This window comes from Methylobacterium adhaesivum (assembly GCF_022179065.1).
GTDB classification, from domain to species: Bacteria; Pseudomonadota; Alphaproteobacteria; order Rhizobiales; family Beijerinckiaceae; genus Methylobacterium; species Methylobacterium adhaesivum.
Window position 1 is genome coordinate 55,719 of the sequence record NZ_BPQD01000008.1, and the last position, 22,405, is coordinate 78,123.

Consider the following 22,405-nt stretch of genomic DNA (forward strand, 5'->3'; position numbering starts at 1 on the left):
TCATGACCGACGCCGCGCCCCTCGTTTCCCTGCCCCGCCTCATGGTGGAGCCCATCGTGCGCGCCGCCCTCCTGGAGGATCTCGGCCGGGCGGGCGACCTCACGACGGACGCCATCGTGCCGGCGGGCTTGACGATGAACGCCGTCATCGCCGCCCGTCAGGCGGGCGTCATCTCCGGCGTCGACACCGCCGTGATTGCCTTCGGCCTCGTCGATCCGGCCGTGACCGTCACGGTCGAGCGGGGCGACGGCGCCCGCGTGGCACCGGGCGACGTGGTGATCCGGCTCAGTGGTCCGGCCCGCGCCATCATCACCGCCGAGCGTGTCGCCCTGAACCTCCTATGCCGGATGTCGGGCGTCGCCACGGCGACGGCGGGGCTGGTCGCGGCGGCGCGGCCGCACGGCAAGGCCCGGATCGTCTGCACCCGCAAGACCACGCCTGGCCTGCGCGCCCTGGAGAAGCACGCCGTGCGGGCCGGCGGCGGCTCGAACCACCGCTTCGGCCTCGACGATGCCGTGCTCATCAAGGACAACCACGTGGCGGTCGCCGGCGGCATCGTCCCGGCCATCACGCGGGCGCGGGCCTATGCCGGACACCTCGTGAAAATCGAAGTCGAGGTCGATACCCTGGCCCAGCTGGATGAAGCCCTGTCCGTCGGCGCCGACGCCGTGCTCCTCGACAACATGACGCCGGATCAGCTCGCCGAGGCGGTGCGGCGGATCGACGGGCGCGCCATCGCCGAAGCGTCCGGCCGCATCACGGCGGACACCGTGGGGGCCGTGGCCGCCTCCGGCGTCGATCTCATCTCCTGCGGCTGGATCACCCACAGCGCGCCGATCATCGATCTCGGCCTCGACGATGCCTGATCGCACGATCGCCTGACCGTCGCGCGGGGATGGTCGCCAAGGCCGTCCAATCCCCCCTGCTGAATCCTTATTCCACAGGTTATCCCAAGGATTCGTGTCGCCAAGTCGTTCGAGCCTCCCCCGCCTCACTGTGGCCACGGGGTCACGACGTCGCGGCAAGCGATGCTGCACTGCGGATTAAGCTTGGCTTTGGGACCCCAGCGTTTACGTCTTGGGGACGCTTCGCACCCTAACGTGCTTCGTGCCGACCGCCAACATTTCCGACCGCCTTCGAGAGGCCCCGATGCGCCGTTTCGCCCCCACCCTCACCGGGCTCGCCTGCGCGCTTGCCGCGTGGGCGTCGCCCGCTGCCGCCTACGAAATCGACCCCCTCACCCGCCAGCCCCTCGACAACGCCCTGGTGTTGCGGGTGCGGCCCCAGGCCGAGCCGACTGCCGCCACGGCGGTGGCCGTGCCGACTGCGAACGCTTCGCTTTCGCCCGCCGATCCCATGGCCTCGGCCGTGCCGCAGATGTCGGCGATCCAGCGCGAGCAGGTGGCCTATGCGGGCAACTACGCCCCCGGCACCATCGTCGTGTCGACGGCCGAGCGGCGTTTGTACTACGTGCTCGGCGGTGGCCAGGCCCTGCGCTACGGCGTCGGCGTCGGTCGTCCGGGCTTCACCTGGGGTGGCGTGCAGACGATCACGATGAAGCGCGAGTGGCCCGATTGGCGTCCCCCGGCCGAGATGCTGCGCCGTCGCCCCGACCTGCCGCGCTTCATGAAGGGCGGCGTCGAGAATCCCCTCGGTGCCCGCGCCATGTATCTCGGCAACTCGATTTACCGCATCCACGGCTCGAACGAGCCGGAGACCATCGGCACGGCCGTCTCCTCGGGCTGCATCCGCATGACCAACGATGACGTTGCGGACCTGTATACCCGTGCGAAGGTCGGCGCGAAGGTGATCGTCGTCCGCTAAGGGCGGCCGAAATAGTCTGACGCCACGAAGGGCCGGTGGAAACACCGGCCCTTCTGCGTTGCGACGCTACTTCGAGACCGCGAAGAAGCGCGAAAGCAGCCACAGGGGCACCACCACCACGGCCCCGGCCAGGATCCAGCGACCGAAATCGTGGAAGGTGTCGAGGCCGAGATCGATGAGGGTCCGCACGGCGTCGTAGGCGTGCCAGAACAACAGACCCGGCGTGACGCCGAGGGTCGCCATCACGGCGCCAACGAGAACCGACAGGAACAGCAGCTTGACGAAAACCGCCGCGGGCGAACCGCCGAGGAAACGGCGCAGGGTCGAGCGCCGGTCCGGCTCAGAATACCCGGCCGCATAGGGCTGACCGGGGAAGGGCTGCGGGCGACGCGGGTCGTGGTCGGGGGTCATGGGCGGTTCCTTGCGGCGCGCGGACTGTGTTCCCCCGTCAAACCCACCGAAGCCGGCGGAAGCGTGACCGAATCGACACACCCGGTCGAAACCGGATCGCCGCTCGGGCGTTAGGCGGGTTGCTGTCGAGAGCCCAGGTGGCAATGCGCGCGGCGCAGTCCAAGTTGAAGCGATCTCTTTTTGTGATGAAACGAAGCGACCCATGATCGACCACGCCCTGTTCGACCCGGCGACGATCGATCCGGAGACCAAACGGCTGAATGCCGAGATCGTGGCCGCCCATGCCGCGCAGGCCGACCCGTGGTCGATTCCCATCGCCGAGGTGCGTGAGCGCCGCCGCCAGGGCACCAAGGCCTCGCCCGCCATGCCGCGCAGCGCGCGGGCCGAGATTTTGACCATCGACGGGCCCGGCGGCCCCTTGAGCCTTCGACTGATCCGGCCCGACGCGAAGAAATGGCCGAAGGCGCGGGGCGCCTATCTCCACATCCACCGCGGCGGATGGGTCTGGGGGGCGGCCGACGAGCAGGACCCGTGGCTCGAGCGCATCGCCGACACCTGCGGTTTCGTCTGCCTGTCGGTCGAGTACCGCCTCGCCCCCGAGCATCCCTACCCGGCCGCCCTGGAGGATTGCGAGGCGGCAGCCCTCTGGCTCGCCGGGCCGGGCCGGGCGGAACTCGGTGTCACCGCCCTCACCATCGGCGGGGAATCGGCGGGCGCCCACCTCGCCGTGATGACGCTGCTTCGCCTGCGCGACCGGCACAACCTGCCCCGCGCCTTCCGGGGCGCCAACCTCAATGCTGGCTTCTTCGACCTCGGCCTGACCCCCAGCGTGCGCAACTGGGGCGACGAGCGCCTTGTAGTGAACACGAAGGATCTCACCACCTTCGCCAACGACTACGTCCGCGACGGGATCGATCGGCGTCGGCCCGATGTGTCGCCGCTTTATGCCGACCTGAAGGGCTTGCCCCCCGCCCTCTTCACGGTCGGCACCCACGATCCGCTCCTCGACGACACCCTTTACATGTCGTCGCGTTGGGCGGCCGCCGGCAATGGCGGCCACACGGCGATCTATCCCGGCGGCTGCCATGTCTTCGTGCGCTATCCCGGCGCCATGACGGAGCGGGCCCTCGAACTCATCGACCGCTTCCTGATGGCCCTCGCCTGAGCGCGGTCCCGCCGGACCCCGCGCTGCCCGAACGCTTCGCGGCTTGGTTCGCGGGTCGCGGTTGGGCGCCCCGGCCGCACCAGCTCGATCTGCTCGCCATCGTGCGGGCGGGTCGTTCTGCCTTGCTCGTGGCCCCGACGGGCGCCGGCAAGACGCTCGCCGGGTTCCTGCCCAGTCTCACCGCCCTCGCCGAGCGCCCGCCCGCGAAACGATCGCGCGGTCTGCACACCCTCTACATCTCGCCCCTGAAGGCGCTCGCCGTCGACATCGCCCGCAACCTCGAGACTCCTATCGCCGAGATGGGCCTCTCGATCCGCGTCGAGACCCGAACGGGCGACACCCCGTCCCACAAGCGGACCCGGCAGGTGGAGCGCCCGCCGGACATCCTGCTGACGACACCGGAGCAGCTCGCCCTGCTCATCGCCCACCGCGAGGCGTCGGAGTTGTTCGCGAACCTGTCCTGCGTCGTGCTCGACGAGCTGCACGCCCTGGTGACGTCGAAGCGCGGCGACCTCCTATCCCTGGCGCTCGCACGGCTGCACCGCCTGAGTCCGGGCCTCACCGCCATCGGCCTGTCGGCGACGGTGCGCGAGCCGGACGACCTGCGGCGGTATCTGGTGCCACAGCGTCAGTTCCCGGTCGAGGATCGCGGCTCCCTCCCCTTCCAGGAGAGGGAGACGCGTGGCGGGCATGAAGCCCTAGAGCCCGAGCCAACCCCCATGGCCGACCTCGTCGTCGTCCAGGGTGGCGCCGCGCCCGACCTTCACATGCTCGATACCGGCCTGACCCTGCCCCTCGCCGGCCACACCGCCTGGCAGGCGATGCCGATGATCTACGACCTCATCGGGCGTCACCGCACGGTCCTGGTCTTCGTCAACACCCGCCTCCAGGCCGAGTACACCTTCCAGGAACTCTGGCGGATCAACGAGGCCTCCTACCCCATCGCGCTCCACCACGGGTCGCTGGACGCCACCCAGCGCCGGCGGGTCGAGGCGGCCATGGCGGCGGGGCAGCTGCGGGCCATCGTCTGCACGGCGACCCTTGATCTCGGCATCGATTGGGGCGACGTCGACCTTGTGGTCAATATCGGCGCGCCGAAGGGCGCGAGCCGGATCATGCAGCGCATCGGCCGCGCCAACCACCGCATGGACGAGCCGTCCAAAGCCTATCTGGTGCCGGCCAACCGCTTCGAGATCCTCGAATGCCAGGCCGCCCTCGATGCCGTGGAGGCGGCGGCCCAGGACACCCCCGACGCGCGCCTCGGCGGCCCTGACGTGCTCGCCCAGCACATCCTCGGCATGGCCTGCGCCGATGCGTTCGACCCGATCCAGCTCTACGACGAGATCGTCTCCGCCGCGCCCTACGCGACCTTGAGCTGGGAGGATTTCGAGGCGGTGGTCGATTACGTCGCGACAGGCGGCTACGCCCTTCGCGCGTACGAGCGTTTCGCCAAGATCCTGCGCGGTCCGGACGGCCTGTGGCGGGTGCGGGATGCGCGCACGGCCCAGCAGTACCGCATGAACGTCGGCACCATCGTCGAGTCGGCCAAGGTGAGGGTTCGCCTCGCCCGCGCCAACCGGACCCGGCCGGGCGCGGTGCTGCCCCGGGGCGGGCGGGTGCTCGGCGAGATCGAGGAGGATTTCGCCGACACGCTCACCCCCGGCGACACCTTCCTGTTCGCCGGCGAAGTCTTGCGGTTCGAGGGCCTGTCCGAGGACGAGGCCCTGGCGACCCGCGCCGGCCCCGGCACCGATCCGGCGATTCCGTCCTATGCGGGCGCGAAGTTCCCGATCTCGACCTTCCTCGCCGCGCGGGTGCGGGCGATGATCGCCGATCCGTTCGAGTGGGATCGCCTGCCGAAACAGGTCTCGGACTACCTCGTCCAGCAACGCACCCGCTCGGTGCTGCCCGGCGCGACCGGCCTTCTGGTCGAGACGTTTCCGCGATCCGGCCGCTACTATCTCACGGCGTTCCCGTTCGAGGGGCGCCTCGCCCACCAGACGCTCGGCATGCTCCTCACCCGTCGCCTCGAGCGCGCACGGATGCGGCCCCTGGGATTTGCCGCCAACGATTACGGTATCGCCATCTGGATGACCCGGGACCTCTCCGCGCGCATCGCCCTGGAGCCGGAATTTCTCGAAGCCCTGTTCGCCGAGGACATGCTCGGCGACGACCTCGAGGCGTGGCTCGACGAATCGGCGATGATGAAGCGGACCTTTCGGCAATGCGCCGTCATCGCCGGCCTCATCGAGCGGCGCTATCCGGGACAGGCGAAGACCGGGCGACAGGTCACCATGTCGACGGACCTCGTCTACGACGTCCTGCGCAAGCACCAGCCCGATCACCTGCTACTGCGCGCCGCCCGCCAGGATGCGGCAACCGGACTCCTCGACGTGAAGCGCCTCGGTGTGATGTTGAAGCGCATCCAGGGGCGCATCGTTCACAAGTCCCTCGACCGCGTCTCGCCCCTGTCCGTGTCCGTCATGCTCGAAATCGGGCGGGAGAAGGTCTACGGCGAGGGCGCGGACGAGATCCTGGCCGAAGCCGAGGCGCAGCTTCTCGAAGAGGCGCTCGGCTGAGGTGGCGCCCCGCTCAACCCAAGACGAGGATGCGGTTTTGGCGCTCGGCGCACGACTCGAAAAGACCACCAAGGCCCCCGGCCTCACCCTGGCCGGCGAACATCTGGCCCTCGACCTGTGCGGCGGCCTGTGGCTGGCCGCCCATCGCACCCTCATCGTGTCCGATCTCCACCTGGAGAAGGGGTCGGCGTTCGCGGCGCGCTCGGGCCAGTTCCTGCCGCCCTACGACACCCGCGAGACCCTGGCCTGCCTGCACGAGGTCGTGGCGCGGCTCGACCCGGCCTGCGTCGTGGCGCTCGGCGATTCCTTCCACGACGCGCGGGGCCCCGAGCGGATGGAGCCGGGCGACCGGGCGATGGTGGCGGCCCTGCAGGAGGGGCGCGACTGGGTCTGGATCGCTGGCAACCACGACCATGCCGTGTCGGAGGGTGTCGGCGGTCGCTATGCCGAGACTCTTTCCCTCGGCGGCCTCACCTTGCGGCACGAGCCGCGTGAGGGCACCGTCGACGGCGAGATTGCCGGCCACTTGCATCCGTGCGGCAAGGTCGCCCTGCGCGGGCGTGCCGTCCGCCGACGCTGCTTCGTCACCGACGGTCGCCGCCTGATCATGCCGGCCTTCGGCGCCTATGCGGGCGGCCTCAACGTGCGCAACCCGGTGTTCGAGCCGCTGTTTCCCACCGGCTTCACCGCGCATCTCCTGGGAGACGGGCGGGTCTTCGCCATCGGCCGGACGATGCTGGCGAAGGATTAGCGTCGGCGGCCGCCCGTCAGGCGGCGATGAGGAGGGAGAGGCCGGCCACCACCGAAAGGCCGAGGCGCAGGCGTCCGAGCCAGACCGGCACGAGGCCGCGGCGCGGCAGATCCTGATCGACGAGACCCCAGGCGAGGACGATGCAGCCGAGCATCCGCAGGTCCCAGGGGGCGGGGATCGCGAGGGCGGTCCAGGCCAGGAGTGAGGGGACGATGGCGATGGCGTAGTCGGCCCCGCCACCACCGCGCGCGGCGGCGGCCCCCCAGCGGATGCCGCCGAGGAACGAGGCGATCACGGCTCCGTAGGTCGAGAGCACGGCCCGCGCGCTGAGTCCGAGAGTGCTCAGGCCCGCATCGCCGCCGGAGACCGACAGGAACGCGAAGCCGAGGAACGGGATCAGGCCGGCGGTCCCGAGAACCAGGGCCACCGGCGGTACCGTCGTCACGCGCGCCATCGGCTCTCCGGTCGTCCATCTCCCCACCCCGTCCGGCCTCTGTGCCGGCCGGTTGGGGGCCTGCGCCATCCAAACGTCTCGGGGCACGCGGGGGAAGGCGGCAGATACCCGCACGCACCACATGCGGGGGCGGTGTGTCCGTTCAGCCGCGGCGCGGCGGGGTCGAAACCGGAGCGGGCGGCACCGCGCCGAGCAGGCTCATGGTCGGGGCGGCGGGCGCCGCCGGAGGCTCGTTGACGACGGGGTTGGCGACCTTGACCCTGAACGCGGAGACGAGGGCCTGGGCCGTTGCCAGATCCTTCGGAGCGAGCTTGGCCGCCACGTCGTCGCGCTTCTTCGCCGCGTCGGAATCGCCCTGCGCGCCCGCGGCCGAGAACCACAGGTAGGACTGCACGAGGTCCTGCGGCATGCCGAGTCCACGGGCATAGAGCACCGCGAGATTGTACTGGCTGTCGCGCAGGCCGTACTCGGCCGCGCGCTGGAACCAGTGGGCGGCCATGGCGTAGTTCGGCTTGGCCGAGGTGGTGGGAGCCTCGGCCTGGATCACCGCGAGGTTGTGCATGGCGCGGACGTTGCCCTGCTCGGCCGCGCGACCGTACCAGAGCTTGGCGAGGTTCAGGTCGCGGGGGACGCCGATGCCCTTCTCGTGGACGCCGCCGAGCTTGTACTGGGCCGGGGCGTAGCCGGCCTGGGCGAGAGCCTCGTAGAGTTTCTGCGACAACGCGATGTCGCGTCCCACGCCGCGTCCCTCGAAGAAGCGGGTGGCAAGGTCGTAGACGGCCGCGCCGTCGCCCTTGACGGCTGCCTGTCGAAGGCCAGTGAGGTTCGACGGCACGACGGCGAGATCCGCCGATAGGTTCGCGACAGCCGGCACCTGCGGCACGCGGACCGCCTCCGCGTTGCCGAGATCGGATCTCAGCGCGATGTTCGCCTCGGTCGCGGTCGCATTCGGCTGTGAACCCTCCGAATTCATCGGCGGCGTGCTGGCAAGGGACTGGGTCGTCACCGGATCGGCGACGGGGGACGCGGCTCCCACCGGGGACTCGGCCTTGCGGGTCTCCGTGGCGGGGGCCGCCGCGATCTCGCGGGGGCCTTCGCCCATCTTCACGGCCTGGAGGGCACCGAGGGCGAGGATGATGGCCGCCAGCCCGAGGAGCAGGGGCTTGCGACGGCGGTCGATCTCCCGGCGCAGGCGCGTGATCAGGTTCAGGGCCGTGGCGGGGGCATCACCCCGGGATCCGTCGGCGGAGAGACGCGCGCTTGCGACGGACGCGTTGCTGGAGGCTTCGGCCTGGGCGACCTGGGCGGCGCGGCGGGCCGCGGCGATGAAGCTCGTCTTGATGTCGCCGTCGTGGGCGGGCGGCGGATTGAGCTCGGCGCGCTCGGGAGCCGGCTCGCGGCCGGGCCGCCGGGCGCCCGGCTCCAGGGGCAGATCGCCCAAGGTGTCGTCGGCGGCCGGGCGGGCTGGCGGGCGCGCGGGACCCTTGATCGTGGGATTGGCGGCAGGCTTGGCCGTGGCCATGGCCGGAGCCTTGGCGGCGGACTGGGCCGGCGGCGTCGCGGTCATGCCGAGAAGGTATTCCGTCGCCGCGCGCGTCTCGGCGGCGACGGGCCCCGTCTCCGGCCGACCGAACTGGCCGGCGAGGCGCTCGAGGACCGTATGGACACCGGTGAGCGTCGATTGAAGGCGCTGCTCGGACGCAGCGTGCTGGTCTCGGAGGTCGGCGAGTCCGGCCTGGAGACGGCTGAGTTCGGCGCCCTCGGCCACGGGCTCGACGGTGGTGGTCTGGGCCATCCGCTCGGCGATGGGAGCTTCCTCGCGCAGGGCCGAGACCTGGACGATGAGGTCGCCCATGGTGCGCTCGAGGCCCGCGAGGGCCGGATCAACGGCGCGGGTATCGATGCGCGCGGCGAGCGAGAGAACCTGCTGCTCCAGGGAATCGAGCCCCTCCGCCGAGACGGTTTCGGAGGTGCTCATCCGGTCGACCTTCACCGAAAGGTCGTGCAGCATGCTGCGGATGGCCGTCAGTTCGGTGTCCGGTGCCGCCGGGCGGCGCAGGCTCGCGCCGAGGCCCTCGAGGCGCTCGATCAGCTCTCCGACGGGATTGGCGTTGACGGCGTCTACCTTTGCGGACAGCGCATCGATGCGGGTGATGATGGCATCCGAGTCGGGCGTGCCGTTCAGGGTGGCGCCGTCGCGCAGGGCGTCGAGCTTGGCCGCGATCGCGTCGATCCGTGCCTCGAGTCCGTTCGCGGGATTGCGATTCGCGCCCGTCCGGACCTCGTCGGACAGGGGACGGGTCGACGCCGCGCCGGCCTTGTCGGCGAGGGCGCTCTGGAGGCGTCCGATTTCGGCGCTGATGGCGGCGACGTTCGCAGTGAGAACCTCGATGCGCTCGGGCGCCGCCAGACCGACGATGGCCGTGCGGATCTCCTGCAACTCGCGGAACAGGCCGTCGAGGGACTCGCGGTCCGCGAAGGCCTCCACGCCACTGCCGAGGACGGCATCGATGCGCGCGCCGAGGCGTTCGAGGTCGGCGGCGAGGCGGGCCTGCACTTCCCGGATGGTATCGCCGCCCAGGCGCTCGACGGCGCCGCGGATGTGATCGAGGGGGCCTTTCATCGCCGAGAGGACGGCCTGGGCCGGGGCCTTCTCGATCCCGACCGCGAGGGCGTGCATCGCCTCTTCGAGGGCGCCGACCTCACGGTCCGTGGCCACCCCGTCGAGGGCCGCGCGCAGGCGACCGGTCTCGCTGCGTAGCTCGCCGATGACGGCGCTGGGAGGCGTCTGCCCGGCATCGAGCTCGCGCTGCCGCTGGCGGATTTCGCTCACGGCACCCCGGACATCGAGGGGGGCCGCCCGGCGCGATCCGGTGGGGCGGGTGGTGGCGATCTGGGTGCTCACCTCGGTGATCCGCCGCTCGAGGTTCTCGAGGGTCCGGTTGGTGAGATCCTGGGTCTCCGACTGGTCCTTCGCGATGCGGCGGTCCATGGCGTCGAGGCGGTCCATGAGCTGGGTCAGCGCCAGGGCCGTGGAATCGGATGAGGATTCGGGAAGCGCGAGGGCCTGAGTGACGGGCGCCGGGGGCGCCACCTCGGCGACGGGAGGCGGCGACTCGGCCTCCTGAGGCGGCGTCGCCTTGATCTTCCGGGGCGTGGCCGCCTGTCCCTGGCCCGCCCGCTTCGCGGAACCCGCACGGCTGGGTTTCCCGGCCCCTTCGTCGGACGGCTGCACCGGCGCATCGGGGGTGACGATGGAGGCGATCCAGGTTTCCACGGGAACCCCGGCCCGGCGAGCCACGTCGCGCGCGGCACCGAGGATGTCCGGGTCGAAACCGTCGAGATCGATGGGGGCGGAACGTGTCATCGTCTAACCTGATTCGGCGAGGTCCGGTCTCGACTTACGGCGCCGGACCTCACGGGGATGACGGCTCGGGTCGAAATCGGATCGTCTGACCCAACCATTAACTTTCTTAGTAAAGAGTTGGTTAATTTCCCTCGGGGCTCGGTCACGAAACCCTCCGGGATCGTGCGGGCACCCCCACTTTACCGAACCCGGCGAAATAGTTTATATGTGAACCATTCAATGCGTGGCCCGGCGATTCGCCGGAACGTTAAGGGCCGCCGGACACGGGAAGGACGCTGCGAGATGCCGAGCTACAAGGCACCGGTCGAGGACGTTCTGTTTCTTCTGAACGACGTGCTCGGCTTCCAACGCCATAGCAATCTCCGGGGCTTCGCCGACGCCTCGCCCGACGTGGTCGAGGCAGTGCTCACCGAGGGCGCCAAGCTCGCCGAGGCGGTGCTGGCGCCCCTCAACGCCGTCGGCGACCGGGAGGGCTGTACCCGTCAGGCGGATGGCAGCGTCACCACGCCGAAGGGCTACCGCGCCGGTTACGAGGCGTATGCCAGGGGCGGTTGGATGGGGCTTTCCGTGCCCGAGGCATTCGGCGGCCAGGGCCTGCCCCACACCCTCAATACCGCGATCCAGGAATTCGCCTCCGGCGCCAATCTCGCGCTCAGCATGTATCCGGGCCTGACTCAGGGGGCGATGGCGGCCCTCCTCGTCCACGGCTCGGAGACCCAGAAGGCGACCTACTTGCCCCGGATGGTCGAGGGCGCCTGGACCGGCACAATGAACCTCACCGAGCCGCATTGCGGTACGGATCTCGGGCTCCTGAAGACCAAGGCGGTGCCCAACGGCGACGGGTCCTACAGCCTCACCGGCACCAAGATCTTCATCTCGGCCGGCGAGCACGACCTCTCCGAGAACATCATCCACCTCGTCATCGCGCGGATTGAGGGGGCGCCGGCCGGCACCAAGGGAATCTCCCTCTTCGTCGTGCCGAAATTCCTCGTGAATGCGGACGGGTCGGTCGGCGCCCGCAACGGCGTGTCCTGCGGCTCCCTCGAGCATAAGATGGGCATCCACGGCAATTCGACCTGCGTCATGAACTACGACGGCGCCACGGGCTGGCTCGTCGGCCAGGAGAACCGCGGCCTCAACGCCATGTTCGTGATGATGAACGAGGCCCGCCTTGCCGTGGGCGTCCAGGGCCTCGGCCAGTCCGAGGTCGCCTACCAGAACGCCGTGGCCTACGCGAAGGATCGGCTTCAGGGCCGGGCGCTGACGGGCGCGAAGGCCCCCGACAAGGCGGCGGATCCGATCATCGTCCATCCGGACGTGCGCCGCACCCTCATGGGGATCCGCGCCTTCAACGAAGCGGCCCGCGCGCTGGTCCTCTGGACCGCCCTCCAGGCCGATATCGGCCATCGCTCCGAGGATGCCGCCGAGCGCCAGCGGGCCGAGGACCACATGGGCCTGATGACTCCGGTGGTGAAGGGCGTGCTGACGGACCGGGGCTTCGCCAACGCGGTCGAGGCGCAGCAGCTGTTCGGCGGCCACGGCTACGTCGAGGAATGGGGGATGTCGCAGTTCGTGCGCGATGCCCGCATCGCCATGATCTACGAAGGCGCCAACGGCATCCAGGCCATGGACCTCATCGGCCGCAAGCTGCCCAAGGACGGCGGCCGCGCGATGATGAGCTTCCTCGCGGAGGTTCAGACCTTCCTGAAGGACCACGGCGAGAGCGAGGCCATGAAGCCCTACACCGCTCCGCTCCAGGCTGGACTGAACGACCTGCAAGGCGCCACCATGTGGTTCATGCAAAACGCGTTTTCAAAGCCCGACCATGCGGGCGCCAGCGCCACCGACTACATGCACCTCCTCGGCCTCGTCGCCATGGGCTACATGTGGGCCCGCATCGCCGAGGCGGCGCTCGCCAACCAGGCCGACGGCGCATCCGACCGGATGGCGGACAAGCTCGTCGTCGGCCGCTTCTATATGGAGCGGATGCTGCCCGAGACGGCCCTGCGGCTGGTGCGGATCAAGGCCGGGTCGGACACCACCATGGCGCTCGGCGCCGAGGCGTTTTAGACCGGACGCCGACCGAGGCCGCCCCGTCGGAGGCCCTTCCCGACGAAGGCGCCGCCATGCGTCGGCGGGGAATGGGATCGCATCGAGGGACCCGTGCACGGTCCGTGTCTTTCTGCCGCCCGGCCCTCCGCGAGGGCCCGGGAATCCGGAGACGAAATATGCCCGAGGCCTATATCTACGATCACGTCCGCACCCCGCGGGGCCGTGGTAAGCCCGATGGCGCACTCCACGAGGTCACGGCCCTGCGGCTAGCCGAAGTGGCCCTGCGCGCCCTCAAGGACCGCAACGGCCTCGACACCCGGCGCGTCGACGACGTGATCCTCGGCTGCGTCGATCCCGTCGGCGAGGCCGGTGGTGACATCGCCCGCGCCGCTGCCCTGGTCGCCGATTACGGCACTCACGTACCGGGTGTGCAGATCAACCGCTTCTGCGCCTCGGGCCTCGACGCGGTGAACTTCGCCGCCGCCCAGGTGATGGCCGGCCAGCACGACATGACCGTGGGCGGGGGCGTCGAATCCATGAGCCGCGTGGGCCTTGGTGCCTCCGGCGGCGCCTGGCCTGTGGACCCGGCCATCGCCATCAAGTCGTGGTTCATGCCGCAGGGCGTATCGGCCGACCTCATCGCGACGAAATACGGCTTCACCCGTGCCGATTGCGACGCCTACGCCGTCGAATCGCAGAAGCGTTCGGCCGCCGCCTGGGCCGAGGGCCGCTTCGCGAACGCCCTCGTGCCCGTGCGCGACATCAACGGGATCACGCTGCTTGCCACCGACGAGCACATGCGTCCGTCCACCGATATGCAGTCGCTCGGTCAGCTCAAGGCGTCGTTCGTGCAAATGGGCCAGATGGGCGGGTTCGACGCCGTCGCCATCGACGCCCATCCGGATGTCGAGGCCGTGGATCACGTCCACCACGCCGGCAACTCGTCCGGCATCGTCGACGGCGCCGCTGCCGTACTCATCGGCTCGCGCGAGGCCGGGGACGCCGCCGGGTTGCGGCCGCGCGCCCGTATCCGGGCCTTCGCCAATATCGGTTCGGACCCGGCCCTGATGCTCACCGGCCCCGTCGACGTCACCCGCAAGGTGTTGGCCCGCTCGGGCCTCGGCCTCGACGACATCGACCTGTTCGAGGTCAACGAGGCCTTCGCGGCCGTGGTCCTGCGCTTCCAGCAGGCGTTCGACCTCGATCCGGCCCGGGTCAATGTCTGCGGCGGCGCCATCGCCATGGGCCATCCCCTCGGGGCCACCGGGGCGATGATCCTCGGCACCGTCCTCGACGAATTGGAGCGCACCGGCAAGGAGCGCGCCCTCGTCACCCTCTGCATCGGCGCGGGCATGGGCACGGCGACGATCATCGAGCGGGTCTGAGACCGGCTTCGTTCTGTTCGAAACGGCAACTGCCAAACCCTTCGAAACACTGGTAGACGGCGGCGCCCGGCGCGCCTTCGCGCTGGGCCTCAAGCCAGAAGAACCGGGAGAAACGCCACGATGACGCGCCTGCTCGCCACCCTTTGCCTCACCACCGCCCTGTGCCTGCCGCTGACCGCCCGCGCCGACGACGCCTCCGACCGCGTCACGGTGGCGAGGGACCTCGTGCAGAAGACTCTGATCAAGAACCTCGAGACCGGGTTCACCGGTGCCCTCGAGAAGACCGTCGCCTCGATGCCCGAGGACAAGGCCGAGGCCGTACGCAAGGAAGTGCGCGCCGAATTCGACAAGCAGCGCGAGGTCATGCTCGACGGTCTGTCGAAGGCCTATGCGGAAAAATTCACGCTCGACGAGCTGAAGCACCTCAGCGGCATCTACGACGACAAGACCTACCAGAAGTTCCAGGCCGTTAACGCCGATCCCGCCTCCAGTGTGACGGCGATCTCGCAGGCCTCGGTGACGAAGCTCCTCAACATGCTTGCCATCGCTCAGGCCGGCGACAGCAAGGCCGGAACGCCGCCCCTGCCGACGCCAACACGCTGAGACGCGGCCTTCCCCGTGCCGGCCGCCCCCCCGATCGAGTCCCCCTGCCCCCCGGATCGGCTCTGCGCGATCCGGGGGGGCGGCTCAGGCGACCAGCCGAGACTCGGCCGGCGCCGGGGCGGTAGGGTCGGGCACCGGAAATCCGGCTACGGGCGGCAGGTGTTCGACGGCGGGACGGGCGAAATAGTACCCCTGGAACAGGGTCGCGCCGAGGCCGCGCAGGGTCGCGAGCTCCTCCGCCGTCTCCACGCCCTCGGCGATCACCGCGATATCGAGGTCGACGGCGATGGCGATGAGATTGCGCACGATGACCTGCCGGCGCCGGTCGGTGTCGATGCCGCGCAGGAGATCCATGTCGATCTTGATGAGGTCGGGCTGGAAGTTCGTCAGGAGACTGAGGCCCGCGAACCCGGCTCCGAAATCGTCCAGCGCCGTGAGGAAGCCCTGTTTGCGGTACTCGGTGACGATGCGGGTGACATGCGCCGTGTCGCGAAACTTCTCGTTCTCCGTGAACTCGAACATGATCCGATCGTGCGCGAAGCCGGCCCGGCGCGCGGCCTCCAGGGACGAGCGGATGCAGGCCGCCGGCTCGTAGACGGCGTTCGGCATGAAGTTGATGGACAGCCGGGTTTCGTCGTCGGCGGGGAACAGGCGACCGGCGAGGTCGATCGCCTTGACCCGCGCCGCCTGATCGAAACGATAGATGGTCTCGGGCGTCACCCGATCGAGGATGGAGCCGGCGGATTGACCGTCCGGCCCCCGCACCAGGGCTTCGTAGCCCCAGATCCGCTCCGCCGCGAGGTCGAGGATGGGCTGGAACGCCATGGTGAAGGTGAAATCGAGGGGCGCACCTTCGCCGCAGCCCTGGCAGCGCGTTCGGACTGTCATCGTGATCTTCCTGAGAACGGTACGTTCCGTTTGGTACCGAACAGTCACCCGCAAGTTTTGAGAATGGCTTAAAGGCAATCGCCTTGAGCCACCGACCCGAACCCGAGGATCAGCGATGGATCTCATCAATTTCCGTTTCGAGACCGATGCCGATGGCATTGCCCTCGCGACATGGGACATGCCGGGCCGCTCCATGAACGTCTTCACAAATGCGGTGATGGACGATCTTCATGCGGTCATTGACGCCGTCGTTGCCGATCCCTCGATCAAGGGCTGCGTCATTACCTCGGGCAAGGACAATTTCTCGGGCGGCGCCGATCTCACCATGCTGCAGGGGCTCGGCCGCGCCTTCGAATCGCTCAAGGCTGAGCGTGGCGAGGAGGAGGCCATGCGCCACTTCTTCGAGGAATCGCGAAAACTCACCCTGCTGTTCCGCAAGCTCGAGACCTGCGGCAAGCCCTTCGCGGCGGCCGTGCACGGCATCTGCCTCGGCGGGGCCTTCGAGCTCGCCCTCTCATGCCACCACCGGGTGCTGTCGGACGATGCCAAGACCCGTGTCGGCCTGCCGGAGATCAAGGTCGGTCTATTTCCGGGCGCCGGCGGCACCCAGCGCGTGCCGCGCCTGATGCAGACGGGCGATGCCCTGCAGATGCTGTTCAAGGGCGAGCAGATCCGCCCCCTGATGGCGAAGAACATGGGCCTCGCGCACGAGGTCGCCAGCAAAGACGAGATCGTCGCAAAGGCCAAGGCTTGGATCCTGGGCGGCGGTTCGGCCGTGGCACCCTGGGACATGCCGAAGTTCAAGGCGCCGTCCGGCAAGGTTTATTCGCCGGCCGGGATGATGACCTGGCCGCCGGCCAACGCCATCTATCGCCGCGAGACCCATGACAATTATCCGGCCGCCAAGGCGATCCTGGGGGCCGTCTACGAGGGCCTGCAGCTGCCCATGGATCTCGCGCTCAGGGTCGAGAGCCGGTACTTCGCCAAGATTCTGCGCTCGACGGAAGCGGCGGCGATGATCCGCACGCTGTTCCTGTCCATGGGCGAACTCAACAAGGGCGCGCGCCGTCCGAAGGACGTCCCCGCAACGTCGGTGAAGCGCGTCGGCGTCGTCGGTGCCGGCTTCATGGGGGCGGGCGTCGCCTACGTCTCGGCCAATGCCGGCCTCGACGTGGTGCTCGTCGATCAGTCGTTGGAGGCGGCCGAAAAGGGCAAGGCCTACGCCCACAAGCTCGTCACCGACCAGATCAACAAGGGCCGGGCCAAAACCGCCGACCGCGAGGCGCTTCTCGCCCGCATCGTCACGAGCGCCGACTACGCCGCCCTGTCCGACTGCGATCTCGTCATCGAGGCGGTATTCGAGGATCCGGCCGTGAAGGCCGAGGTCATCGCCAGGGTCGAAGCCGCCATTCGGCCGGACGCGATCTTCGCCTCCAACACCTCGACCCTGCCGATCACCGGGCTCGCCGCACGGTCGGCCCGCCCGGAGAACTTCGTCGGCATCCACTTCTTCTCACCCGTTGAGAAGATGATGCTCGTGGAGATCATCAAGGGGGATCGCACCGGCGACACGGCCCTCGCCACGGCCCTCGATTACGTGCGGGCCCTCAAGAAGACCCCCATCGTCGTCAACGACGCGCGTGGGTTCTTCGCCAATCGCTGCGTTGGCGCCTACCTTCTGGAAGGCCATACGATGCTGAACGAGGGCATCCCGGCGGCGATGATCGAGAACGCGGGACGCCAGGCCGGCATGCCGGTGGGCCCGCTCTCCCTCACGGACGAGGTCGCGGTCGACCTTGCCTTGAAGATTGTCAAGGCGACGGAGGCCCAGCTCGGCCCCGACAGCATCGATCCGGCGCAGAAGGCCCTGCTCACGACCCTCGTCGAGGGAGAGGGCCGACTTGGGCGCAAGAACAAGCGCGGCTTTTACGATTACCCCGAGGGCGCCCCGAAGCGCCTGTGGCCCGGCCTGAAGGACCTGCAGGCGACCCACATCGACCCTGAGGCGGTGGATTTCGCGGAGCTGAAGCAGCGCCTCCTCGTGGTCCAGGCTCTGGAGGCGGCCCGCACCGTCGGCGAAGGCGTCGTCACCGATCCGCGTGAGGCCGATGTCGGCTCGATCCTCGGTTTCGGTTTCGCGCCGTTCACGGGCGGGGCCCTGTCGTACATCGACTTCATGGGCGCCAAGGCGTTCGTCGCCCTGGCCCAGCGCCTCGAAGCCAAGCACGGACAGCGTTTCGCCGTCCCGCACAACCTTCTGGACATGGCCGAGCGCGGCGGGACGTTCTACGGCGACGCGGCGGCCCGCAAGGCGGCCTGATACGACCCGCATCGTCTCGCGGGAAACTGGGTGTCGCAGGGCTTCAGCCCTTCGCGGGTCCAGGGCTGGCCCTGGTCTTTCGTCGGGCTCCGCCCGACACCCGCTAAAGGGATGATCCCTTTGGAAAGCCTAGACCTCGATGCTGGCGCCCCGGCGCAGGTGTTCGTCGAGGCGCGGCATGATCTCGACGAAGTTGCAGGGGCGGTGGCGGTAGTCGAGCTGCGCCGCGAGGATGCCGTCCCAGGCATCACGGCAGGCGCCGGGCGAGCCCGGCAGGACGAAAACGTAGGTGGCGTTGACCACGCCGGCCGTCGCCCGCGACTGCAGGGTGGAGGTGCCGATCTTGTCGTAGGAGATGCGGTGGAACACCGCCGAGAAGCCGTCCATGCGCTTCTCGAAAAGCGGTTCGATGGCTTCCGGCGTGACGTCGCGGCCCGTGAAGCCCGTGCCGCCCGTGGTGAGGATCACGTCCACGGCGGGGTCGCGCGACCACGCCTCGACCTGTCCCCGGATGCGGTCGACCTCGTCCGGAACCACGGCACGGGCGGCGAGGGTGTGCCCCGCCGCCGTGAGCCGATCCCGCAGGGTGTCGCCGGACCGATCCTCGTCGAGGGACCGGGTGTCCGATACGGTCAGCACCGCGATGGCCAGGGGGACGAAGCTTCGGGTCTTGTCGGCTGCGACCATGGCTCACGCCCCTCGTTGATGCGGGCTCAGTTTCCCGCCGCCCGGAAGGTATCACAGGATTTGGTCTGGCCGCTCCTGTAGCCGGTCATGAACCAGCGCTGACGCTGCGCCGAAGAACCGTGGGTGAAGGAATCCGGCACCGCATAGCCCTGCGACTGCTTCTGCAGCTTGTCGTCGCCGATGGCGCTCGCTGCGTTCATGGCCTCCTCGATGTCGCCGGGCTCCAGGGCGTTGTACTTGTCGTTGGAATTCTTGGCCCAGACGCCCGCGAGGCAATCGGCCATGAGTTCGACCCGCACGGAGAGTTGGTTCGATTCGACCTTGCTCGACGCGGCCTGCTGGCGCCCCTGGACCTTCCCCAGGATGCCGAGTTCGTCCTGTACGTGGTGGCCGACCTCGTGGGCGATGACGTACGCGTAGGCGAAGTCACCCTTCACGCCGAACTTCTGCTCCATCTCCTTGAAGAAGGAGGTGTCGAGGTAAACCTTCTTGTCGAGGGGGCAGTAGAACGGCCCCATGGCGGCCTGGGCCGAGCCGCAACCGCTGCGCGTTCCGCCGGTGTAGAGCACCATGGTGGTGGGCGTGTACTGGCGCCCGGTCTGGTTCGGGAGGATCTCTTTCCAGACGTCCTCGGTATTGCCCAGGATCGCGGCGGCGAAACGGCCGCTCTCGTCCGTGGGTTTCGCCCTGCGCTTGGCCTGCGTCTGAGGGTCGGCCTGCTCCTGACGCGGACGCCCGCCCCCCGTCATCTGCTCGGCGCCGCCGATGAGAACGGCCGGATTGATACCCGTCACCCAGCCGATTATGCACAGGATGACGATGGCGCCGATGCCGAGGCCGCCGGCACCGCCGCCCGGAAAGCCGCCTCCGCCTCCGCCCTCCCCGCGACGATCCTCGACGTTGTCGGAACTGCGGAAATCTTCCCAGCGCATCTCTTCGTCACCAATCGTCCCGAAACGCGCGATCCGTGCCGCGCGCCGGAACCAATCCCCGCGCGTGCCATACGGTTCCGCTTGGACGCTCCCCTAGCGGCGTCAAGCCTTTCCGTCGAGGGCGGCGCGGAGCGTCCGGAAATCCCGCCACGCCAGGCGCTTTTGCAGGGGTTGGCGCAGGAGATAGGCCGGATGAAGGGTGGCGAGCACACGAATTTCGCGCTCGCCGACCCGGTAGGGGTAGAACCGGCCACGGGCCTTGAGGATGCCGTCCTTGGTTCCCGTGATCGCCTGCGTCGACGGACTGCCGAGGCAGACGATGAAATCGGGGTCCACGAGCTCGATCTGCCGCTCGATGAACGGCTTACAGATCGCGACCTCCTGGGGCGTCGGGTTGCGGTTCCCCGGCGGCCGCCAGGGGACGACGTTCGTGATGTAGGCGCTCGTGCGGTCGAGGCCGATGGCCGCCATCATCCGGTCGAGGAGCTTGCCCGAGCGGCCCATGAACGGCTTGCCGATGCGGTCCTCGTCGGCGCCGGGCGCCTCGCCGATGAACATGAGCTTGGCCGCCGGGTTGCCGTCGGCGAAGACGAGGTTCTTGGCCGTGAACTTGAGGGGGCAACCGTCGAAGGTCGCCAGGAGGGCTTCGAGTTCGTCGAGGGACGTCGTGTCCTTGGCGCGCGCGCGGGCGTCACCGGCTGCGGCGTCGGGGCGCGCGGCGGCCGATTGGCCGTAGGTCCGCGCCGGGGGAGCGGCCTCTCCGCGCGAAGGCAGCTCGCCCCGTGGGGGCAACTCTCGGCGCGGAAGAGCAACCGGTTCGGGAGCGCGGGCCTCCGAACGGGCCGGGGCATCCACCTCCGCGAAGCGATCGTGGGGCTGTTCGTCGAGCATGAGGTCGACACCCGCCGCGACGTGGAAGTCGAGGGCGGCGATGAGGTCGCGCTGGCGGTCTTCGCTCGCAGTCATGGGATGGATGTGGCGCGTTCGACGCCTGTGGACAACGGGGCACGAGCCCTGCGCGGCGCGGCGGACCCGTCTTTCACACAACGCGACTTTTCACCACGACGGATGTCCCGGGATCGAGGCCGCTTGCCTTCCTATCTTGGAATCGATTGAGAGTGATCGGAAGCGATGAGTTCGTGCCCCGCCGCGCGGCGGGCGTGACAGGAGGATGACGGAATGGCACTGCCCGAACGCGAGGGGATGGATTTCGACGTGGTGATCGTCGGCGCCGGGCCGGCCGGCCTCGCCGCCGCCATTCGCCTCAAGCAGCTGTCTTCCGACGTCAGCATCGTGGTGGTCGAGAAGGGCTCCGAGGTCGGCGCCCACATCTTGTCGGGGGCCGTGGTCGATCCGGCCGGCCTCGACGATCTTCTCCCCGAGTGGCGCACGGACGCCGACCGCCCCCTAAAGACGGCGGTCGAGCGGGACGAGTTCATGTTCCTGACGAAGAACAGCGGCGTGACGATGCCGAACCTGTTCTTCCCTAAATTCATGTCCAACCACGGCAATTTCGTCGGTTCGCTCTCGAACGTCACGAAGTATCTCGGCGCCAAAGCCGAGGCGCTCGGCGTGGAGATCTATCCGGGCTTCCCCGCGTCCGAAGTCCTCTACGACGACCGGGGCGTGGTGGTCGGCATCGCCACGGGCGACCTCGGGATCGGACGCTCGGGCGAGCCGAGGGACGACTACACCCGCGGAATGGAGCTGCGCGGCAAATACACGATCTTCGGCGAGGGCGCCCGCGGCTCCCTGACGAAGACGCTCATCGACCGGTTCAGGCTCAACGCCAACAGCGATCATCAAAAGTACGGCCTCGGCGTCAAGGAACTCTGGCAGCTCAGCCCCGACAAGTTCCAGGCCGGCCTCGTCCAGCACACCATGGGCTGGCCCCTGCCGAACAAAGCCGGCGGCGGCTCGTGGCTCTACCATTTCGATGACCACCTGCTCTCCGTCGGTTTCGTCACGCACCTGAACTACGAGAACCCGACCCTGTCGCCGTTCGAGGAGTTCCAGCGCTTCAAGACCCACCCGATGATCGCCGAGACCTTCGAGGGGGCGAAACGCATCGGCTACGGCGCGCGCGCGATCATGGAGGGTGGCTGGCAATCCGTGCCGAAGCTCGTGTTCCCCGGCGGCTGCCTCGTCGGCGATTCTGCTGGTTTCGTGAACGTGCCGCGCATCAAGGGGTCTCACAACGCGGTGCTGTCGGGCATGCAGGCGGCGCAGGCCATCGCGCAGGCCCTCGAGGCCGGGCGTCAGGGTGACGAACTCACTGCCTACGAGAACGGCTGGCGCGACAGCGCCATCGGCCAGGATCTCAAGCGCGTGCGCAACGTCAAGCCGCTCTGGTCGAAGTACGGCACCCTTGTCGGCGTCGGCCTCGGCGGTGCTGACATGTGGGCCAACACCCTGCTCGGCACCTCCCTGTTCGGCACGTTGAAGCACGGCAAGCCAGACCATGCCTGCACGAAGCCGCTCTCCGAGGTGACGCCCATCGTCTACCCGAAGCCCGACGGCAAACTGACCTTCGATCGCCTCTCGTCGGTGTACCTCTCCAACACCAATCACGAGGAGGATCAGCCGCCTCACCTCAACGTGAAGAACCTCGACCTGCAGAAGGCGTCCGAGCACGACGTCTATGGCGGTCCCTCGGCGCGATACTGTCCGGCTGGCGTCTACGAGTGGGTGGCGGATGCGGCCCAGAGCGACGGCGTGCGCTACCAGATCAACGCGCAGAACTGCGTCCACTGCAAGACCTGCGATATCAAGGACCCGAATCAGAACATCAACTGGGTGACGCCGGAGGGGCCGGGCGGGCCGAACTATCCCAATATGTAAGTCTGACGGCGCGAGCGGACGGACGGCGGCCTGCCTCTTCCTCCCGCTCAAGCGCGGCGGCGTTACGCCTTGCGGGGCGGAGGGGAAGAGTCCAGTGTCCCGCCCGATCAAGCGCCGACCCCGGTTCGGGTCGGCGCACAGACTCC

At 68.9% G+C, this 22,405-nt stretch carries 17 protein-coding genes; 10 read left to right on the forward strand and 7 right to left on the reverse strand.

Annotated elements, in window-relative coordinates; genetic code table 11:
* The first annotated feature begins 2 nt into the window (after window positions 1-2).
* Entirely contained in the window at window positions 3-866 is an 864-nt protein-coding gene (nadC, locus tag MFF01_RS09835) for a carboxylating nicotinate-nucleotide diphosphorylase (protein ID WP_238224499.1), read from the forward strand.
* Between the two features lie 283 nt (window positions 867-1,149).
* The gene (locus tag MFF01_RS09840; RefSeq protein ID WP_238224500.1) at window positions 1,150-1,824 is read left to right on the forward strand and encodes a L,D-transpeptidase; all 675 of its coding nucleotides are present in this window, start codon (window positions 1,150-1,152) and stop codon (window positions 1,822-1,824) included.
* A gap of 66 nt (window positions 1,825-1,890) precedes the next feature.
* Here MFF01_RS09840 and MFF01_RS09845 read toward each other — a convergent pair whose 3' ends face one another.
* A complete protein-coding gene (locus MFF01_RS09845) occupies window positions 1,891-2,235 on the reverse strand; it encodes a DUF6460 domain-containing protein (protein ID WP_238224502.1) in 345 nt (114 codons plus the stop codon).
* A gap of 202 nt (window positions 2,236-2,437) precedes the next feature.
* Between MFF01_RS09845 and MFF01_RS09850 the strand changes: the two genes are divergently transcribed.
* From MFF01_RS09850 to pdeM, 3 genes are read left to right on the forward strand one after another with little or no spacing between them, the layout of a single operon-like run.
* Window positions 2,438-3,400: an alpha/beta hydrolase gene (locus MFF01_RS09850; RefSeq protein ID WP_238224504.1), complete on the forward strand. Its 963-nt coding sequence runs from the start codon at window positions 2,438-2,440 to the stop codon at window positions 3,398-3,400.
* Window positions 3,397-5,979, forward strand: coding sequence for a ligase-associated DNA damage response DEXH box helicase (locus MFF01_RS09855; RefSeq protein ID WP_238224826.1), 2,583 nt, complete (start codon window positions 3,397-3,399; stop codon window positions 5,977-5,979). The genes MFF01_RS09850 and MFF01_RS09855 overlap by 4 nt, the downstream gene beginning before the upstream one ends.
* Window positions 5,980-6,016: 37 nt before the next feature.
* Window positions 6,017-6,730, forward strand: a complete 714-nt coding sequence (gene pdeM, locus MFF01_RS09860; RefSeq protein ID WP_238224506.1) for a ligase-associated DNA damage response endonuclease PdeM — start codon at window positions 6,017-6,019, stop codon at window positions 6,728-6,730.
* A 16-nt stretch (window positions 6,731-6,746) separates the two neighbouring features.
* On the opposite strand, the gene MFF01_RS09865 is transcribed toward pdeM, so the two are convergent.
* On the reverse strand, window positions 6,747-7,184 hold the full coding sequence (locus MFF01_RS09865; protein ID WP_238224508.1) for a DUF3429 domain-containing protein: 438 nt from the start codon (window positions 7,182-7,184) through the stop codon (window positions 6,747-6,749).
* Window positions 7,185-7,326: 142 nt separating this feature from the next.
* On the reverse strand, window positions 7,327-10,551 hold the full coding sequence (locus MFF01_RS09870; RefSeq protein WP_238224516.1) for a tetratricopeptide repeat protein: 3,225 nt from the start codon (window positions 10,549-10,551) through the stop codon (window positions 7,327-7,329).
* A gap of 282 nt (window positions 10,552-10,833) precedes the next feature.
* Here MFF01_RS09870 and MFF01_RS09875 point away from each other — a divergent pair, with 282 nt between their 5' ends.
* From MFF01_RS09875 to MFF01_RS09885, 3 genes are all read left to right on the forward strand, one after another.
* A complete protein-coding gene (locus tag MFF01_RS09875; protein ID WP_238224518.1) occupies window positions 10,834-12,621 on the forward strand; it encodes an acyl-CoA dehydrogenase C-terminal domain-containing protein in 1,788 nt (595 codons plus the stop codon).
* 158 nt (window positions 12,622-12,779) lie between these two features.
* Window positions 12,780-13,988, forward strand: a complete 1,209-nt coding sequence (locus MFF01_RS09880) for an acetyl-CoA C-acetyltransferase (RefSeq protein WP_238224519.1) — start codon at window positions 12,780-12,782, stop codon at window positions 13,986-13,988.
* 120 nt (window positions 13,989-14,108) lie between these two features.
* Window positions 14,109-14,591 (forward strand): DUF2059 domain-containing protein, encoded by a 483-nt coding sequence (locus MFF01_RS09885; RefSeq protein ID WP_238224521.1) that lies wholly within the window; start codon window positions 14,109-14,111, stop codon window positions 14,589-14,591.
* Between the two features lie 84 nt (window positions 14,592-14,675).
* Here the strand turns inward: MFF01_RS09885 and MFF01_RS09890 are convergent, their stop codons facing one another.
* Window positions 14,676-15,479, reverse strand: coding sequence for an EAL domain-containing protein (locus tag MFF01_RS09890; RefSeq protein WP_238224523.1), 804 nt, complete (start codon window positions 15,477-15,479; stop codon window positions 14,676-14,678).
* 115 nt (window positions 15,480-15,594) lie between these two features.
* Here MFF01_RS09890 and MFF01_RS09895 point away from each other — a divergent pair, with 115 nt between their 5' ends.
* The gene (locus tag MFF01_RS09895) at window positions 15,595-17,799 is read left to right on the forward strand and encodes a 3-hydroxyacyl-CoA dehydrogenase NAD-binding domain-containing protein (protein ID WP_238224532.1); all 2,205 of its coding nucleotides are present in this window, start codon (window positions 15,595-15,597) and stop codon (window positions 17,797-17,799) included.
* A 129-nt stretch (window positions 17,800-17,928) separates the two neighbouring features.
* On the opposite strand, the gene moaB is transcribed toward MFF01_RS09895, so the two are convergent.
* The 3 genes from moaB to MFF01_RS09910 all read right to left on the reverse strand — a co-directional run bounded on the left by moaB (window position 17,929) and on the right by MFF01_RS09910 (window position 20,384).
* Window positions 17,929-18,486 (reverse strand): molybdenum cofactor biosynthesis protein B, encoded by a 558-nt coding sequence (moaB, locus tag MFF01_RS09900; RefSeq protein WP_238224533.1) that lies wholly within the window; start codon window positions 18,484-18,486, stop codon window positions 17,929-17,931.
* Between the two features lie 26 nt (window positions 18,487-18,512).
* Entirely contained in the window at window positions 18,513-19,418 is a 906-nt protein-coding gene (ypfJ, locus tag MFF01_RS09905) for a KPN_02809 family neutral zinc metallopeptidase (protein ID WP_238224536.1), read from the reverse strand.
* Between the two features lie 102 nt (window positions 19,419-19,520).
* Window positions 19,521-20,384, reverse strand: coding sequence for a uracil-DNA glycosylase (locus MFF01_RS09910; protein WP_238224538.1), 864 nt, complete (start codon window positions 20,382-20,384; stop codon window positions 19,521-19,523).
* 213 nt (window positions 20,385-20,597) lie between these two features.
* Here MFF01_RS09910 and MFF01_RS09915 point away from each other — a divergent pair, with 213 nt between their 5' ends.
* Window positions 20,598-22,259, forward strand: a complete 1,662-nt coding sequence (locus tag MFF01_RS09915; protein ID WP_238224540.1) for an electron transfer flavoprotein-ubiquinone oxidoreductase — start codon at window positions 20,598-20,600, stop codon at window positions 22,257-22,259.
* Window positions 22,260-22,405: the final 146 nt, after the last annotated feature.